Origin of the sequence: Streptomyces sp. NPDC058457, from assembly GCF_042720695.1 — a bacterium.
Taxonomy (GTDB): Bacteria; Actinomycetota; Actinomycetes; order Streptomycetales; family Streptomycetaceae; genus Streptomyces.
Map to the genome: position 1 here is coordinate 117816 of NZ_JBHXLU010000001.1, position 16026 is coordinate 133841.

A 16026-nucleotide genomic window follows, 5' to 3' on the forward strand; every position below is an offset into this window, starting at 1 on the left:
GTCACCCGACCCGAGCAGGAAGAACTCGTCATGACCCAGCAGGTTTTCGAGCGTGTCGCCGGATACGAGCGCCGGTTCAACACGCTCTTCGAGGAGTACTTCGACACGTTGAGCGCCGGGCTCGATGCGCCGTCGTTCAGCCGTTTCACTCCGGACTGCCTGCAGTTGCTGCGGGAACTGTCCTTGCGGGGCGGCAAGCGGATACGGGTCGTTCTCCTGCATGAGGCAGCTCGTCTGGTGACCGGCGAGCCGGTCGAAGGACTGGACGCCGCGGCACTGAGCGTCGAGCTGCTGCAGACCCACGGCTTGGTGCACGACGATCTCATCGACGACAGCCCCACCCGCCGCAGCGGCCCTTCCACTTACTACGCCTACCGTGAACGGTTCCCCGGCCACCCGCAGACCGCCCTCGGTCTCACCGTACTCGCAGGCGACCTCGCACTCGCCCTCTCCCTGCAGGTACTGCTGGGTGCCAAGCTTCCGGTCGCCGTGCGGCAGGCCATGGTCGAGGTGCAGACGCGGGCGGCGGCCGACACGTTCGTGGGCCAGATCATCGACCTGGAGCGCGATTTCACCGCCACCGCCGACGAGCAGATCCTGCACTGCGTGGCCGACTACAAGTCCGCCCGCTACTCGATCCTCGCGCCCATGCAACTCGGACTTCTGGCCGCGGGCGAGGAACCGGACCTCTTCAAGCAGGACCTGCGCGAGTACGCACGGCTGGTGGGGATCTGCGGGCAGATGCGTGATGACTACCTGGACCTGTTCGGGGACGCGGCCACCATGGGCAAGCCGACCGGCACCGACATCCGTGACGGGAAACAGAGCTATACCGTCAGTGCCCTGCTGTCCGCCGTCGATGGCTCCGAGCGTACGGTGGTGCGGGCCGCGCTCGGTGACCCGTCCTGCACGCCGGAAACCATCGCCGCCGTCCGGGAGATCGGTGAGAACCGTGGTGTGACGGTGCGGATGCAGGCGGACATGCGGCGCTGTGCCGAGCAGGCTTCCACGATGGCCGCGGGCTGGCGGTCACGGTGGCGTGATGAGGCGGTCACCTTCTTCGAGTATCTGCCGCTGTGGGGCGTCGAGAGAGCCATGTGAGCAGCGCACGCACGACAGGCGTGGCGCGCCCGTCCGGTGTACGCCCCGCGGGTGCGGGATCGCAACCTGGGACCGGCGAGGCCGTGGCCACCAGGTCCGCGAGGGCCTGGCGCCAGCGTGCGGGAAGGCTGTCGGCGCCGGGGAGGGCCTGGTCGATACGGAAGCACGCGCTGGTCGTGCCCTCGTAGCTGACCGCCGCAATGGCCATGGGGACGCCGGGCGGGCAGCAGATGATGGGGTCGATGCGGCGCACTGCCGCCTCGCCGTAGTGCAGACGCCGGCGCACCACGAGATAGGAGGCGCAGACAGTGAGTCGGCCCGGGACGGTGCTGGCGGCCACGAGGCGCTGGAGCAGCGGCTGGGGAAGGCGAGTGAGAGCAGCTCGGAGGACCGTCCTGTGTCCGGCCGACTTCAGGGGAGTGGTGACTGCTTGCGCACGCGCCAGCCGTCGGCCCATCGGCATGGCGCCGCCGGGCAGGTCGACACGGGCCAGGAACAGCCGGTTCCCGGGCGCCCCTGCTTCATCGGGCGTGCGCAGATTGACGGGAACCAGCACGGGAATCGGCACACCGGCTGCGCGAGGCCAAGCGTCTTCGGCCCACTGGGTGATCGCGTGGGCCACGGCGGTGAGGTAGACGTCGTTGGTGCTGGCTCCGGCGGCGTGGGCCGCGGTGCGCAGGCAGGCGGAAGGCGCTTGAGTCCACATCGTGTGACGGCGGCTGGACAGCGGATGCGAGGCGGATTGCCACAGACGGTGCCGGCGCGCGTGGCGCAGCAGGTTCACGGTGCTGCGCAGGACTTGGCACAGGCGGGGCCTGGGGATTGGGCAGATGCCCCGGGTGAGCACTGAGAACTGTTCCGGCAGGAGTCGCGGCCCGAACAGCGTTTCCATGATCGTGACGATGTTCACGCCGTCCTGGACGGCATGATGGGTGAGATACAGCAGAGCGAACCCGTCGGGCGTGTGACCGTGCAGGAGGATCATGCGCCAGGCCGGGGCCCCCGCGGTCCAGGGCTCTTGCAGCAGGAGCCGCACGGTCTCCTCAAGAGCCTCCGGCGCACCGGCCACCTGCCGATCGCGAACGTGCCGGGCCATGTCCGGGGCGGCAGGCATCCACCGTGCCGTCTGCCCGTCGCCGGTCAGGACATGCGTCAAACAGGGAAGATCGGCAAGACGCGCGGTCACGTGCTCGCGCAGAGCGGCCAGATCGGGCACATCGCCGGTCAGGTGCAGCACCACCCCGACCGTCGAGTTGGCGTCCAGGTGCTCCGCGAGTTGTTCGGCCTTCACCATGACGAGATCGGCGGGGCTCGGATCCGGGAACCGGTTCATATCCATTACCCCAGGAGTGTGTAGACGGGTGCGCTGACTGCCGCGCCGACCAGCACCCCGACGGTGACCTGGCCGACGGTGTGGCAACGCAGCCGGATACGGGACCAGCCGATCAGCACCACCAAGGGAGTCAGCACGAGCATCCAGGGGCCGAAGACCGAGCTGAGGATGGCAAGAGCGCCGGAAGCGACCGCGGAGTGAACTGACACCTTCCAGAAGAAGGTGATCACCAGCAAGGTGAGCAGGACGGCGAGCATCGCCGCCACCAGGGCCGTCACCTCGGCGGGAGCTTTGAACCCGTACAGCAGCGCGGTGCCGGTGATGACCGAGGCCATCACCCCGGGGGCGGCCACGATACGGTCCTGCCGCCGCCTCACATGTCGGTCGCCCCAGTACTGGCGGCGCTCACCGAACCCCAGGATCAGCGTGGGCAGCACCGCGGTGAACACCGCCGCGAACACGCCCCATCCGATGCCGGCCCATCCGGCGGCGTGCCAGCCCAGCAGCGGAGCGAGGACCAGTATCCAGTTCCGGGGCTCACCGCCGTCACTGAGCAGCCAGGCCCAGCGTGCCGCTGAGCGAGGTACCACCTCGCCCCTGGCTTGGCGGGAGGATCCGGGCGGCGGGGCTGATACGGCAGGTGAAGCAGCCGAAGCCGCAGTGTTGTGTTGCGACACCTCTGAAAGCCCCGCCCCTCACGTGGTGTTGCCGCCGTGCGGCCGTTCATCATCGAAACGACTCCCTCAAGGGACCGGTCACGGCACCCGCACGGCCTGCTCGATGCCGGTCGCCGTTCCCTGGGCCGTGCGCGAGTGGTGGGTGCGGGTACGGACGGCGAAGGCAGCCATGCCCAGCGCCGCCATGCCCACGGCCCACCCCGTACCCAGTAGCAGACAGCCGGTCGGCACCACCTTCAGGCCGCCGGCGGCCACCGAGGTCTGCACCGCCCCGTAAGCAGGCAGGAAGCGCACCACCGGACTGTCCGCGTCCGGGTTGATCAAGGGATTCTGCAACACCACGTCGATGGAGCTGATCATGATGGCCAGGAACATGCCGGCCAGCTCGCTGCGCAGCACGGCCGCCAGCACGATGCCGATGCCCCCGTAGACCAGAGCACCGGTGAACATCCCCGCTCCGAGCACCAGGAGCCGCTCGGGGCGCCAGAACAGCTGCATCCACGCAGTGGTGTAGGCGGCGACGAGAACCGCGACCAGAAGGAGCGCGGTGCACTTCGCCAGGGCGAGGCACGAGCGGGGATAGCCGGACCGCACCAGTCGCTGGTCGAACAGCGCGGAGCGGGCTGTGGCGACGAACATCATGAACGCCATGACCAGTGACAGGGCCTGCAGTGCGCCGTTGATCTGGACCAGGATGTTGCCGTCCATGACCACTGTGCGGCCGACCGGACGGATCCGAAACCGCAAGGGCGTACGGGGCACCACCGTGAACGCCAACGTGGTCCACAGCGGGACGAACAGGACCACGATGAACAGCGCCAGCCTGTTACGGGCCTGCTCGATCAGCGCGAACCGCAAGGCCGTACGGAAGCAGGACCACCACCGCGTCATACCGGCACCACCTCCGATCCGGTCTGTTCCGTCTTCTGCAGCACCCCTGCCTGAAGGCGGTACAGGGTGTCCAGGCGGGAGGCGTCGTAGGCGAGGTGCGAGACCACCAGCACCGCACAGCCCCGGTCCCGCAAGGCCGCCACCAGGTCCCAGAACCGTAGATAGGTCTCCCAGTCGAAGCCCTGATACGGCTCATCCAGGAGAAGCACCTGGGGATCGTGCATCAAGGCGAGGGCCAGGTTGAGCTTCTGGCGCGTGCCGCCGCTGAGTGCCTCCACCCGCTCGTTCCGGTAGCCGCTGAAATGCAACTGTTCCAGCAGCTCGAAAGCTCTGTCCAGGTTGTCCAGGCCGTAAGCGGCCTGGAAGAACCTCAGGTGCTGGTCAACGGAGAAGGCCTGGTGGAGCACCGGGTCCTGTGGGCAGCTGCCCAGCACCCCCACCCCCTCCACCACGCCGCTGTCCGCGGCGAGATCCCCGGCCAGAATGCGCAGCAAAGTGCTCTTGCCGGCCCCGTTCTCGCCGACAATGCCCACCACCTGGCCCGCGCGGAGATCCAGCGACACCCCCCGCAGGACAGGGCGACGCCGGTAGCCCTTGCACACATCCCGGATCCGCAACACCGGCTCACCGGCCAACACCACTGCACCCCCCATACAGAACGCTCCTCACACGGCCTGTGTCCCGAACGCACCACCTACTGGAACGCAGTCCCGATGCCCCGAACCGAATGACAACTCCGTGCGAGCACCAACGACACGAAGCGACAGCGGTGACGGGCAACGCCTCAACCGCGTCGGTCCCCCGACGAAGTACACGGACTCGGTATCGGGAAGGCCGTCCGCCGCCGGTGCCGTGTGCGCAAGCAATCACTGGTTGTGAGGAGGCCGGGACGTCGCCGCTCGTGACGGTGAACGACGCGACGCACATGTGACGCCCGTAAAGGGAAGCCAGGTGGGTCGTTGCACGGGCGGGCGGAAGGTGGGGAGCGCCATTCGATTCTCCCCGGATTCTCCACAGCGTTGAAAAGTGCTCAAAAGGCCAGGTCGGAGGCTTGGTGGAGGCAGGGCGAGGAGGTCATCCGAATCACTTCTCCCCACGCGCTCCCCAGCGCCGCTCATACTCCCCGGATTCTCCCCACGGGGTGGGGCGGCCTGCAGGAGCCAGTCAGACGCGTAGCCGTAGCAGACGGGACATGGACACTGCTCGCGCCCTGTCACTGTCGCCTCGCCTGCCGGAGGCGACTCGGTGGGGAAGTACGGCGATGGCAGGCGGCACCCGCTCAGCGGGCGGTGCCGAAGTCCTGGGTCCAGTAGCTGTTGGGCTGTGCGAGACCGACGCCGATCTCCTTGAACGTGCAGTTGAGGATGTTGGCCTTGTGGCCGGGGCTGGCCATCCAGCCCGCCATGACCTGCTCGGGAGAGGCGTAACCGTAGGCCACGTTCTCGCCGTAGGCGCTCCAGGCGTACCCGGCACTGGTGATCCGGTCTCCGGGGGAGGAGCCGTCGGACCCGGAGTGCGACATGTTCTGGTGAAGCGCCATGTCCTCACTGTGTGCCTGCGCGACCTTGGCCAGGGTCGTGTTCAGGGCCAGGGCCGAACAGCCGACCTTGCTGCGCTCGGCATTGACGAGTTCCACGATGCGAGCGACGACTCCGGACGCCGTGGCGGTGGCCTTCGGGGTGCTCGACGGCTTGGGGGCCGCGGAAGCGGCGGTGGTGGTGCTCCGGGTGCTGGGCGACGCGGTGGTGCTGGGCTTGGGGGCGGTGGTCCGTGCCGTGTGCCAAGGCGGTGTGGCCTTCGGCCTGGGCGCGGTGGTCTTCCCGGTGCTCGCAGCGGCGTGAGGAGTCTTCGTGGCGCTCGCGGAGGCGCTCGCAGTCTTCGTGGCGCTCGGCGCCGCCGATACCGTCCACGAGGGCTCGCCGGCCTGGTCGGCGTTCCAGGGGCGGCCCCAGTTCGCGTCGCTCCACCAGCCCTTCGTTGCGCTGTTCTCGGCGCTGTTGGACCGGTGCCCGCCGCTGTCGGGCCAGTTGGTACAGGCCATGGCAGCGGACGGTATGCCCACGGTGCCCACGGCGACGGCGGCGATGACTATCCGCCGGTAATGCGTGTTCTTACGATGTCTACCCATGCGTAACCCGCTCCTGAACTGCGGCGTCGTCCTGCGGATCGTCATTCTTAGGACGCCTTCACAAGGAGCGCAAAGGGCCTCGGTACTAGCTTGCTTCGTAGGCTCGGATGGCCCTTGTCACGGGAGGGATGCGCGCTGGTCCGGTTTCCGGGGTCTCTGCGGAACTCTGTCGCCCCGTCAGAATCCCTACGTGCGCCCAGAACGGACGGAGGTGGCTCGCGGGCGGAGAGCCGCGAATTCAGGCGCGGCGCATGCCCACCCCAAGCCGGACAAATCCCATATGTCAACAGAGCGGCCTCTACTATCCGGCACGCCTAGGTCCCGGATTTGCTGTGACGGATCTCACGGAACCATGTCTTCTGGTTCTGGCCTGACCTGGATGCAGTCGATCAGAGCGCGGAGTGGCCGAAGCGTGTCGGGTAAGCCCGGCACCGGACTCCGGCCGCTGTCGATGTCGTCCGCCGGGCCTGGGCGGAAAACGAACGTCTGTCGTCCAAGTGATCACTCCTGGTGTCGACCGACCAGGCGGCCCCACCTCCCGCTTCGATCAACCAGGCCATCAGCGCGGCCGGACCAACGGCGGTTGCAGCGAAACCGACTCGCCGGGGAGGCGGTACCGCAAGACAATCAGGGTGTTCTGCTCAACCGTCCCGCGATCCTGCTGAAGATGAAGCCAGACCATGAAGGAAGGTACATGTCCGCCATATCGTTCCTCAGTCAAGGCTCCCGCGCGGCAGTAGTCGATGTGGCGGCTAGGTTGGACTCAAGGGATGTACGGCGGGCGTTCACTGATGAGGGTTTCGCGTTCCGGCCGCAAGCCCTTCGCAAATCCGACGCTCCCACCAGGACTGCGAGGTTTTTCGAGAACCTGGTTGCCGCGTCCGAGGCCGGTAACTCACGGATACTGGCCGGGTATTACCTAGACGAGGTCGACTGGTCATCCGCCGCACAGACCTTGGCCGCGCTGGGCGCGATCGAGGAGTTGCTCTGGTTGTTCGACCGAGCCGCGGCCGTGGAAGAGTATTGGGACTCGCGACCTGGGGACCGACTGCGCTACAAGCTGGAGAAAGAGGGCTTCCGCTTCGACCGGCACGGCCGGATTCATCCGGCCACCAAGCTCCTCGCCCACGGCGCCCTGGCCGGCCTGAGCGACCCTGACTTGATCCGGCAGGTGCTGCGAAGAATCACAGCAGCCCTGCCAGACGATCCCATGCTCGCGATTGGGTCAGCGAAGGAACTCATAGAAGGGACCAGCAAGGCGATCCTGGCCCAGTTGGGCAAGCCGATACCGAGCAACGCCAAAGTTCCTGAACTGGTGCACCTGGCCGAGGAAGCACTGGGCAACCATCCGAAGGGCGTTGCCGGCGCGATCGACGGAGCACCGACCGTCCGGAGGCTGCTTGGCAAGCTCACCGGGATGACGGATGACCTGGCCGCACTCCGCAACGACTACGGCACGGGGCACGCTCCCACCGCGCTTCCCCAAGGTCTACAACCGAGGCACGGCCGCTTGGCAGTCGCTGCCGCCGACGCTTGGTGCACATTCATGCTCGACACCCTCGCGGAGCGAAGTCGCCTGACGCCCCCGAGGTCCGTCGGCAGAGGCAGCAGCCCGACAAGCTGATGAATCACTACTCGATCCGTCACCCCCGCATTCGGGTAGCAGACTTCGCGAGAGGCTGGCCTGTGGTGTCGAGCGAATGCGAGCCGGTCGCGTCTGACTTTGGCAGTGACGTTGATCAGGCACTTCGCGATCCCGTAGAGGGGGGCGGTCTGCGCAGCTTGATCAGCATCTGGCAAGGTTTGCAGTCGGCCATGACCATCTCGACCGGCTTTCGCGGGACTCCTCCTCGGCCCCGGATTGCTCACTCTCCGTATCGAACGGGCGCCTTGTCGGCGACGGTGAGGGGCGGTCGAAGGGATGCGCGTCTCATTCTCCCCGGATTCTCCTCAGAGTCCTTGAACGGGGCATCTGGCGGTCGCATCCGGTTGCTGCGAGGGTCCGCGCAGCCCCTCGTCGACCGGTTGCTCAGAGCCAGTCCTTCCGCTTGAAGATGAAGTACAAACTGGTGCATACGACCGCCATCAGGACGATGGCGAAGGGGTATCCGAGTACCCAGTGCAACTCCGGCATCTCTCGGAAGTTCATCCCGTAGATCGTCCCGACCAGCGTCGGAGCGAACAAGATGGCTGCCCACGAGGAGATCTTCTTGATCTCCTCGTTCTGTTCGAAGCCGGCCTCCGCCAACGCTCGCATCTCCGCGTTCTGTTGCTGGGTGACCAGGGTGGCGTTGACCGTGAGGATTTCCGTGAGGGCCTGGCGGAAGCCGTCCACGCGTTCGCTGATGTGGGTGACGTGGTCGGCGACGTCGCGGAGGTAGCGCTGGAGTTCCTCGTCGGTCTCGTACTTGGTGAAGCCGGCCATCAGGCCGTGCAGCATCCCGACGAGGGGGCGGGTTGCGCGCTGGAACTCGACCATCTCGCGGGAGAGTTCGTAGATACGGCGGGATACCGCCGGGTCGCCGCGGAAGACCTCCGTCTCGATCTCGTCGATGTCGTTCTGGACGCCCTCGACGACCGGGGCGTAGCCGTCGACCACCGCGTCGAGTATCGCGTAGAGGACCGCCTCCGGGCCGAGCTTGAGGAGGTCGGGGGAGTCCTCCATGCGGCGGCGGACCGTCGAGAGGTCCGGGGCCGCGCCGTGCCTGACCGTGATCACGAAGTCGGGGCCGACGAACACGTGCAGTTCGGCGAAGTCGACCTCCTCCGGCGCGTCCAGATAGCGGGCGGCGCGCAGGACGACGAAGAGCGTGTCGCCGTACCGCTCCAGCTTCGGGCGCTGGTGTGCCTCCATCGCGTCCTCGACCGCGAGCGGGTGCAGGTCGAACTCGGCGGCCAGGGACAGGAGTTCGTCGGAGGTCGGGCGGGCCAGGCCGATCCATGCCATGCCCGAGGGTGTGCCGCGCAGTTCGCGGTACGTCTCGGCGAGCGTCGTCGGCGTCGAGACGCGCACCCCGTCCTGGTACAGCGCCGCCTCCACGATGCTGGGCGGCTCGGCGGCCTCCCCGCCGGGCGGGGATCCGGGCTCCGGCAGCCCGGCCCTGTCGTCCTGCTCCGCCGGCAGGGCGCGGCGCCAGACGGACCTCCTGGTGCCCCGGCCGTTCCTGCCGTTACCGGAGTTCTTCGAGACCGGGCTTGGCCGTCGCTCGGACATCGCGGCCGCCTCTCGGTGGATCCTGCATCGGCGTGATCTGTGTGATCGGTGTGATCCGCGTGGTCCAAGTGATTACGCGTGATCGGTGAGTCTCGGAGCAGGATATACGGGGCATACGGGCCCGGCGGAGGGAATCGAGGACGGGATTCGGTGAGAGATGCGGACAGAAGCTGTCCGCATTCGGCGTTAGCGTGCCCGGCATGACGAAGCAGCCGTCCAGCCCGGTACTCGGCGCCCGTGCCCTCAACCGTGCCACTCTCGACCGTCAGCTCCTGCTACGCCGCTCGTCCCGGTCGGCGCAGGAGGCCGTGGCCCACCTCGTCGGCCTCCAGGCGCAGAACGTCAAGCCGCCGTACTACGCCCTCGCCGCCCGCCTCGACGGCTTCGCCCCCGAGCAGCTCTCCGAGCTCATGGCCGACCGTGAGGTGGTCCGGATCGTCACCCTGCGGTCCACCATCCACACCCACACCGCCGCCGACGCCCTGACCCTGCGCCCGCTCGTCCAGCCCGCCCGGACGCGGGAGCTGACCGCGTTCCGCAGGGGCCTGGCCGGTGTCGATCTGGACCGGCTCGCCGTGCTCGCCCGTGACCTGGTCGAGGCCGAGCCGCGCACCATGGCCGGGCTGCGCGAGGCGCTGCGCGCCGAGTGGCCCGATGCCGACCCGCAGTCCCTCGCCGTCGCCGCCCGCTGCACCCTGCCCCTCGTCCAGGTCACCCCGCGCGGACTGTGGGGGCGGTCCGGGCAGGTCGCCCTCACCACCGCCGAGCACTGGCTCGGCCGCCCCGTCGAGTCAGCGCCGGCCGCTGACGCCACGGACGCCACAGTCATGCGTTACCTCGCCGCCTTCGGCCCGGCCTCCGTAAGGGACATGCAGGCCTGGGCCGGACTGACCCGGCTTCGCGAGGCCTTCGAACGGCTGCGGCCCCGCCTCCTCACCTTCCGGGACGAGGGTGGCGTCGAGCTCTTCGACCTGCCCGACGCGCCCCGCCCCGACCCCGGGACCCCGGCCCCGCCCCGCTTCCTCCCCGAGTTCGACAACCTTCTCCTCTCGCACGCCGACCGCACCCGCGTCGTCCCGCCCGAGCTGCGGGGCCGCGCCTGGCAGGGCAACCAGGCCTACCGCACCCTGCTCGTCGACGGTTTTCTGGCCGGTGTGTGGATGCTGACGGAGGACGCCTTGGTCATCGAGACCTTCGGGCAGGGGCAGGGGAGTCGGGTGGCGGAGCGGGACGCGATCCTGGCGGAAGGCGAACGGATGCTGGCCACCCTGCACCCCGGTGCGTCCCACGACATCCGCTTCGGGGCCGTCGTACCCCGAACCGGCCGGTGAGCGGCGCTCCGGCCGGTGAGCGTTCAGTCCGCCCGCCCCGTCACCGCCACCGTCAGGCCCAGCCCGATCATCGTGACGCCACCCGCGCCGCCGATCATTGACAGGCGGCGGTCGGACCGGGTGAACCAGGTACGGGCCGCGGACGCCGTCAGGCCCCACAGCGTGTCCGTGACCAGGCCGATGGAGATCGGGACCAGGCCGAGCAGCAGCATCTGAAGCGGGACACGGCCCGCCGAGTGGTCGACGAACTGGGGGAGGACGGCGGCGAAGAAGACCACGCCCTTGGGGTTGGTGACACCCACCAGGGCGCCGTCCAGAACCGTGCGCAGATCGCCGCGCGGTTCGCCCGCCGGGGCCCGCCGGACCGCGGTGGCCGTCAGCTCCTTGCGGTGCCGGACTGCCTGGACGCCCAGGTACACCAGGTAGGCCGCGCCCAGCAGCTTGACGGTCAGGTACACCGTCACCGAGCGCTCCACCAGCGAGCCGATGCCGACCGCGACCGCCACCACGAGCAGATACGAGCCGAAGACGTTGCCGACCGCGGTGGCCACGGCCGTGCGGCGGCCGTGGGCCAGCGCACGGCCGATCACGAACAGCACGCTCGGCCCCGGGATCGCGATGACCAACAGCGACATCGCGGCGAACGCCAGGACCCGGTCCGTCGACACCATGTGCAGCACCTGCACCACCCCTCCCGCGCCATCCGTACGGAGCCCATTCAAACAGCCTGCTCGGACCGGGCTCCAGAGCCGGGGCCATGGAACTGCGGCAGCTCAGCTACTTCGCCGCCGTCGCCGAGGAGCTGCACTTCGGGCGGGCCGCCGACCGGCTGCACATCGTGCCGTCGGCCGTCAGCCCGCAGATACAACGCCTCGAACGGGAACTGGGCGCCGAGCTGTTCGACCGCTCGCCACGCCGGGTCCGGCTCACCGGCGCGGGGGAGCGGCTGCTGCCCGAGGCGCGGGCGGTGCTGGCGGCGGCCGAGCGGGCCCGGGCCGCGGTCGCCCCGCCCGCCGGGCTGAGGGCCGGCACGAGTACGGGGCTCGGTGCGCACCCGGACCGGGTGCCGGCCGCGTTCGCGCGCCGCGCGCCGGACGTGCCCGTCGAGTTGTACTCGCTGCCGGCCGCCATGGAGGTCCCCCCGCTTGAGCGAAGCCGAGAGTGCGGGAGGCTCGCGCGGGTCGCGGGTCGCGGGTCGCGGGTCGCGGGTCGCGGGCTGGACGCCGCCTTCGTCCGGGCCGTCGAGCCCGTGCCCGGCGTGCGGGTCCATCCGCTGTGGCCCGACCGCCTGGTGGCCGCCCTCCCCGCCGGCCACCCCCTCGCCGGCCGCACCGAGATCGGCGTCGACGAGCTGGCCGGCCTGCCCCTCCCGCTCACCGAGCGCCGCACCGACCCGGCCCTCGTCGACCCGGTCCGGCACACGGCCCCGGCCCACGGAGCACGCATGGATAGGGGGCGCTGCGGGCTGCTCGTGGTAGCCCGCAACGCCCCCTGGTCATTCACCTGAGGGATGCTCAGGAGACCTTCTGGTTACGAGTTGACCTGCGTGGTCACCAGGTCCGAGAAGGTGGTCAGCCGGGTGTAGACACCCGGGTAACCGGCCTCCGCGCACCCCTCTCCCCAGGAAGTGATCCCTGCCAGGACGCCCCCGATGAGCAGGGGACCGCCGCTGTCGCCCTGGCAGGTGTCTGTGCCGCCGGACGTGTATCCGGCGCAAACCATGTCGGTCTGGACGAAGTCCGAACCGTAGGAGCTCTTGCAGCTGGAGTCGGACACGATCGGGACGGTCGCGGTCCGCAGCTGGTTGGAGGAGCTGCCGTTCTCCGAGGTGGTGCCCCAGCCGAGGATGCGGGCCGTGGTGCCGGCCGCGTACACGCTCGTCTGGGAGGACGTCACGTACGACGCCGGGGTGTACGACATCGCCGTCGACAGGGTCAGGACGGACACGTCGTCGCCGTTGGTGGCGTCCGTGTAGCCCGGGTTGATCCAGATCTTGCTGACCCGGCTCACCGTGCCGTTGGTGCCGTTCAGGTACGTGCGGCCGCCGACCACGCGGACGCTGCTGGTGGACTCGCCCTCCATACAGTGCGCGGCGGTCACCACCTTGGTGGCCGACACCAGGGTGCCGCCGCAGAACTGGCTGCCGGAGGCGTCCGTGATCTGCATCATGAACGGGTACGCGGTCGTCGTGGTGGTCGTTCCGCCGACGATCGGCTGGGGGGCGGCTGACGCGGTGGGGGACGCGATCAGCGCGGTCGCCGCGGCGGCGGCGGTGGCCACCAGGACTGCGGCGGCCTCTCTTGCGCGGTGGTGCCCGAACATGAGTCTCCTCAGTGGGGGTTGCCGGTGGGGGTCGCGCGGGTGTGGGGGGTGCAGCACGGGGGTCGCGGGACCGACCCCCGTATGCCCGGGCGAGCGGCACATCCATAAGCTAGGACCCGGAACCCCACCCTCCCAATGAGGGAACCCCCTAGGGGGATGGGGGAGGGAAAACCCTCGGTCCGCCTCAGTTAACCGGGAGCGCTCTCACTTCGCGCGCCGCCCTGCCGCCAAACGGACTATGTCCACGCGCGATCGGATGCCCAGCTTGCGGTAGACCCGGGTCAGTGTCGCCTCGACCGTCTTGACGCTGATGAACAGCCGGGCGGCGATCTCCCGGTTGGTGGCGCCCTCCATGACCAGCGCGGCGACCTGACGCTCCATCGCGGCCAGCCCGTCCAGGACGGCCGGCTCGGCCGCTGCCTCCACCGGCGGCTCCGGCGCCGAGACGGCCTCGTCCACCTGGCGCAGCCACGGCAGCGCCCGGCACCGCCGGAACAGCCGGGTGGCCTCGTCGAACGCCGTGGGGGAGCGCCGGTCGCGCAGCGAGGCCAGCGCGAACGCGGCCCGGGCCTCCTCCAGCCCGCAGCCCAGTTTGGCGAACCGGTCCTGAGCCGAGGTCAGCTGGGTCACGGCCGCGTCGTGTTCCCCGTGCGCCGCGCGGACGAGGGCCTCCGCCCGGTCGAGTACCGCGAGAACACTCTCCCGGCCGAGCCGGAGCGCGTGTTCCCGGGTGACGTCGATGACGTCCTGCGCCTCGGCCGGTTCACCCACCCGGACGAGTGCCTCGGCGAGGTCCCCCTGCCAGCGGCCCCGTGCCGGATCGGTGATGCCGAGGCTCTGCTCCAGCTCCCGCACCCGGCGCAGCGAGCGGACCGTGCCCGCCGGGTCGCCGGCCACCAACTGGGCGTATCCGAGTGCGCCCAGGGCCCGGGACAGGTACATCGTGTCGCCGTCCTGCTCGGCGTGCTCCACCGCCTCCCGGGCCAGCGCCAGTCCTCGGTCCACGTCGCCGCCGGACGCCTCGGCCAGCGAGGTGAGCATCGCGGAGGCGGTCTCGCCGATCCCGCTGTCGTGGGCGAGGTGCAGGCCCTCCCGGGCCAGGTCCAGCGCCCGGCCGCAGTGCCCGGAGCGCAGCTCGGTCTCGGCGAGCCCGCGCAGGAAGTGCACCTCGCTCTCCACCTGCCCGCGCCGGCGCACCTCGCGCAGCAGCGCGGTGACGGTGGCCCGGGCCTCGGCCAGCTGGTCGCCCATCACCAGCCAGCGGAACCGGGCGCTGCCCGCCCCGTTGTGATGGCAGGCCACGTTCGGGTCCTGGGGCTCCTTCAGGGCGCGCTTGATGGTGGCGGGTGCCGCCGGATGGCCCATCAGGGTCTCGACCTGGGCCTGGAGGGACAGCGCGAGGAGTTCGGTGCGCCGGTCGCCGCCCTCGGCCGCGAGGCCGGCGGAGTGCGCGGCCGCCTGCCGGGCCTCGGTGAAGTCGCCGCCGACGATCAGCGCCCGCCAGGCCAGCTGGTAGTGGACCTTGCCGAGCAGCCGCGGGTCGTCGCCGGCGTCGGCGAGGGCGTGCGGGAAGGCCGCGTCGACCTCGGTCATGGTGTGGCCGGCGGAGTCGATCACGAGGATCCAGGCCCGCACCCGGTCCGCCGGACGGGTGGCGTGGGTGAGCACCTCGCGGGCGATGTCCTGGGCGAGGTCGATCTCGCCCGCGCTGGTCGCGTCCTCGGCCGCCTGGAGCCGGCGCTCGTCGGGGGTGGGCGTGTGGTCGCCGGGGGTGTGCCGGGCGGCGAGCAGGCCGATCTGCGCGGCGACCGAGGGCGCGCCCCGGTCCCGGGCCTCGGTCGCGGCCTCGGCGAGCCGGTCGGCGACCTCCGGGTCGGTGCCGGTGGTGGCCAGGGCCAGGTGCCGGGCCCGCTCGATCGGGTCGGAGGCGGCCGTGGACAGTGCCGCGTGCGCGGCCCGGCGCTCCTGCGCGGGCGCCTCCGCGTACAGCGCGGCGGAGATCAGGGGATGCGCGAAGCGTACGGCGGGACCCTCCGGCTCGGTCGCCAGCAGCCCCAGTTCGGCCGCCTGGGCGCACTCGGCCTCGGCGTTCTCCCGGCCGGCCGCGTGCAGCAGGGCCTGGGTGGGGCGGGCGCCGGCGCTGGCCACCAGCAGGGTGCGGCGGGCCTCGACGGAGAGCATGTCGAGGCGGCTGAGCACCAGGGCGCGCAGCGAGGTCGGCACCGGCAGCGGCTCGCCCGGGCGGGGCGGGGTCGGGTTCTCGGCGAGGGCGCGGCCGAGCTCAAGAGCGAACAGCGGGTTCCCGCCGCTGGTGCGGTGGATCTCCCGGACCGTGGACCGGGTCAGTCCGGTGTGGCCGCGGTGGTCGAGGAGTTCGGAGACCTGTCCGCGGGTGAGCGGGCCGAGGCGGACGGCGACGGTGTCCGGGGGCGACGCGCGTAGGTGACGGTCGTACTCCTGGCCCTCCGTGCGGACCGCGCACAGCAGTTGGACCGGGGTGCCGCCGAGCCGGCGGGCGGCGAAGCCGAGGAGTTCGGCGCTGGCCGGATCCAGCCACTGGAGGTCGTCGGCGACGATCAGGACGGGGCCCTCGGCGGCCAGCACGCGCAGCGCGGAGAGCACCGCGAGGCGCAGGGCGAGGCCGTCGCGCTGGAGGGTGGACTCGCCGCGGCCGGTGAGCGCCGACTCCAGCGCGGTGCGCTGGGCGCCGGGCAGGTGGGCGGAGACGTCGTCGAGGACCAGGCCGAAGAGGTCGGCGAGGGCGAGGAAGGGCAGATGGGATTCGGACTCGGTCGCCGAGCAGCGCAACACGGTGCGGGCGGTGCCGGCGTATTCCGCGTCCAGTGCCCGCAGGACGGTGGATTTCCCAATTCCGGCCGGCCCGTGCAGGAGGACGCTGCCGCCTGAGGCGAGCTGCTCCCGGGCGGCCGCGACCAGCTCCGCCCGGCCGATGACCAGGTCGGGGCGGCATCTGGCAGGCTCCTGGAAGTCCCGTCGCACGGTCACCGCTCCCCTCGTGTGTCGTGTCC

Annotated in this window: 15 protein-coding genes; 6 read left to right on the forward strand and 9 right to left on the reverse strand. The window is 70.2% G+C overall.

The genetic code is table 11. The annotated features are described in order from the left end of the window. The first annotated feature begins 30 nt into the window (after positions 1–30). Entirely contained in the window at positions 31–1101 is a 1071-nt protein-coding gene (locus tag ACFWPS_RS00565; protein WP_383699280.1) for a polyprenyl synthetase family protein, read from the forward strand. On the opposite strand, the gene ACFWPS_RS00570 is transcribed toward ACFWPS_RS00565, so the two are convergent. The 5 genes from ACFWPS_RS00570 to ACFWPS_RS00590 form a co-directional block, all read right to left on the reverse strand. Next, a complete protein-coding gene (locus ACFWPS_RS00570; RefSeq protein WP_383699282.1) occupies positions 1052–2434 on the reverse strand; it encodes a wax ester/triacylglycerol synthase domain-containing protein in 1383 nt (460 codons plus the stop codon). The two genes, ACFWPS_RS00565 and ACFWPS_RS00570, sit on opposite strands and share 50 nt — an antisense overlap. Positions 2435–2439: 5 nt before the next feature. Beyond that, positions 2440–3024 (reverse strand): hypothetical protein, encoded by a 585-nt coding sequence (locus ACFWPS_RS00575; protein ID WP_383699284.1) that lies wholly within the window; start codon positions 3022–3024, stop codon positions 2440–2442. 165 nt (positions 3025–3189) lie between these two features. After that, positions 3190–4002, reverse strand: coding sequence for an ABC transporter permease (locus ACFWPS_RS00580; protein ID WP_383699286.1), 813 nt, complete (start codon positions 4000–4002; stop codon positions 3190–3192). Further along, on the reverse strand, positions 3999–4655 hold the full coding sequence (locus tag ACFWPS_RS00585) for an ABC transporter ATP-binding protein (protein ID WP_383699288.1): 657 nt from the start codon (positions 4653–4655) through the stop codon (positions 3999–4001). The genes ACFWPS_RS00580 and ACFWPS_RS00585 overlap by 4 nt, the downstream gene beginning before the upstream one ends. A 626-nt stretch (positions 4656–5281) precedes the next feature. Further along, positions 5282–5638, reverse strand: coding sequence for a CAP domain-containing protein (locus ACFWPS_RS00590; protein ID WP_383699290.1), 357 nt, complete (start codon positions 5636–5638; stop codon positions 5282–5284). Between the two features lies 1 nt (position 5639). On the opposite strand from ACFWPS_RS00590, the gene ACFWPS_RS00595 reads away from it, so the two are divergent. From ACFWPS_RS00595 to ACFWPS_RS00605, 3 genes are all read left to right on the forward strand, one after another. Further along, positions 5640–5843, forward strand: a complete 204-nt coding sequence (locus ACFWPS_RS00595; RefSeq protein ID WP_383699292.1) for a hypothetical protein — start codon at positions 5640–5642, stop codon at positions 5841–5843. A 9-nt stretch (positions 5844–5852) separates the two neighbouring features. Next, positions 5853–6104, forward strand: coding sequence for a hypothetical protein (locus ACFWPS_RS00600; protein ID WP_383699294.1), 252 nt, complete (start codon positions 5853–5855; stop codon positions 6102–6104). 609 nt (positions 6105–6713) lie between these two features. Then, positions 6714–7754, forward strand: coding sequence for an abortive infection family protein (locus ACFWPS_RS00605; RefSeq protein ID WP_383699296.1), 1041 nt, complete (start codon positions 6714–6716; stop codon positions 7752–7754). A gap of 405 nt (positions 7755–8159) precedes the next feature. Here ACFWPS_RS00605 and ACFWPS_RS00610 read toward each other — a convergent pair whose 3' ends face one another. Continuing rightward, positions 8160–9344, reverse strand: coding sequence for a magnesium and cobalt transport protein CorA (locus ACFWPS_RS00610; protein ID WP_383699298.1), 1185 nt, complete (start codon positions 9342–9344; stop codon positions 8160–8162). A 200-nt stretch (positions 9345–9544) separates the two neighbouring features. Between ACFWPS_RS00610 and ACFWPS_RS00615 the strand changes: the two genes are divergently transcribed. Beyond that, positions 9545–10675 carry a winged helix DNA-binding domain-containing protein gene (locus ACFWPS_RS00615; RefSeq protein WP_383699300.1) on the forward strand — a complete coding sequence of 377 codons (1131 nt, stop codon included), beginning with the start codon at positions 9545–9547 and terminating at the stop codon, positions 10673–10675. Positions 10676–10698: 23 nt separating this feature from the next. Here the strand turns inward: ACFWPS_RS00615 and ACFWPS_RS00620 are convergent, their stop codons facing one another. Next, positions 10699–11346 (reverse strand): LysE family translocator, encoded by a 648-nt coding sequence (locus ACFWPS_RS00620; protein ID WP_383699784.1) that lies wholly within the window; start codon positions 11344–11346, stop codon positions 10699–10701. An 86-nt stretch (positions 11347–11432) separates the two neighbouring features. Between ACFWPS_RS00620 and ACFWPS_RS00625 the strand changes: the two genes are divergently transcribed. Then, positions 11433–12182 carry a LysR family transcriptional regulator gene (locus ACFWPS_RS00625; protein ID WP_383699302.1) on the forward strand — a complete coding sequence of 250 codons (750 nt, stop codon included), beginning with the start codon at positions 11433–11435 and terminating at the stop codon, positions 12180–12182. 23 nt (positions 12183–12205) lie between these two features. On the opposite strand, the gene ACFWPS_RS00630 is transcribed toward ACFWPS_RS00625, so the two are convergent. Together ACFWPS_RS00630 and ACFWPS_RS00635 are read right to left on the reverse strand one after the other, a co-directional pair. After that, positions 12206–12997: a S1 family peptidase gene (locus tag ACFWPS_RS00630; RefSeq protein ID WP_383699304.1), complete on the reverse strand. Its 792-nt coding sequence runs from the start codon at positions 12995–12997 to the stop codon at positions 12206–12208. 204 nt (positions 12998–13201) lie between these two features. Further along, a complete protein-coding gene (locus ACFWPS_RS00635; RefSeq protein WP_383699306.1) occupies positions 13202–16003 on the reverse strand; it encodes an AAA family ATPase in 2802 nt (933 codons plus the stop codon). Positions 16004–16026 lie beyond the last annotated feature (23 nt).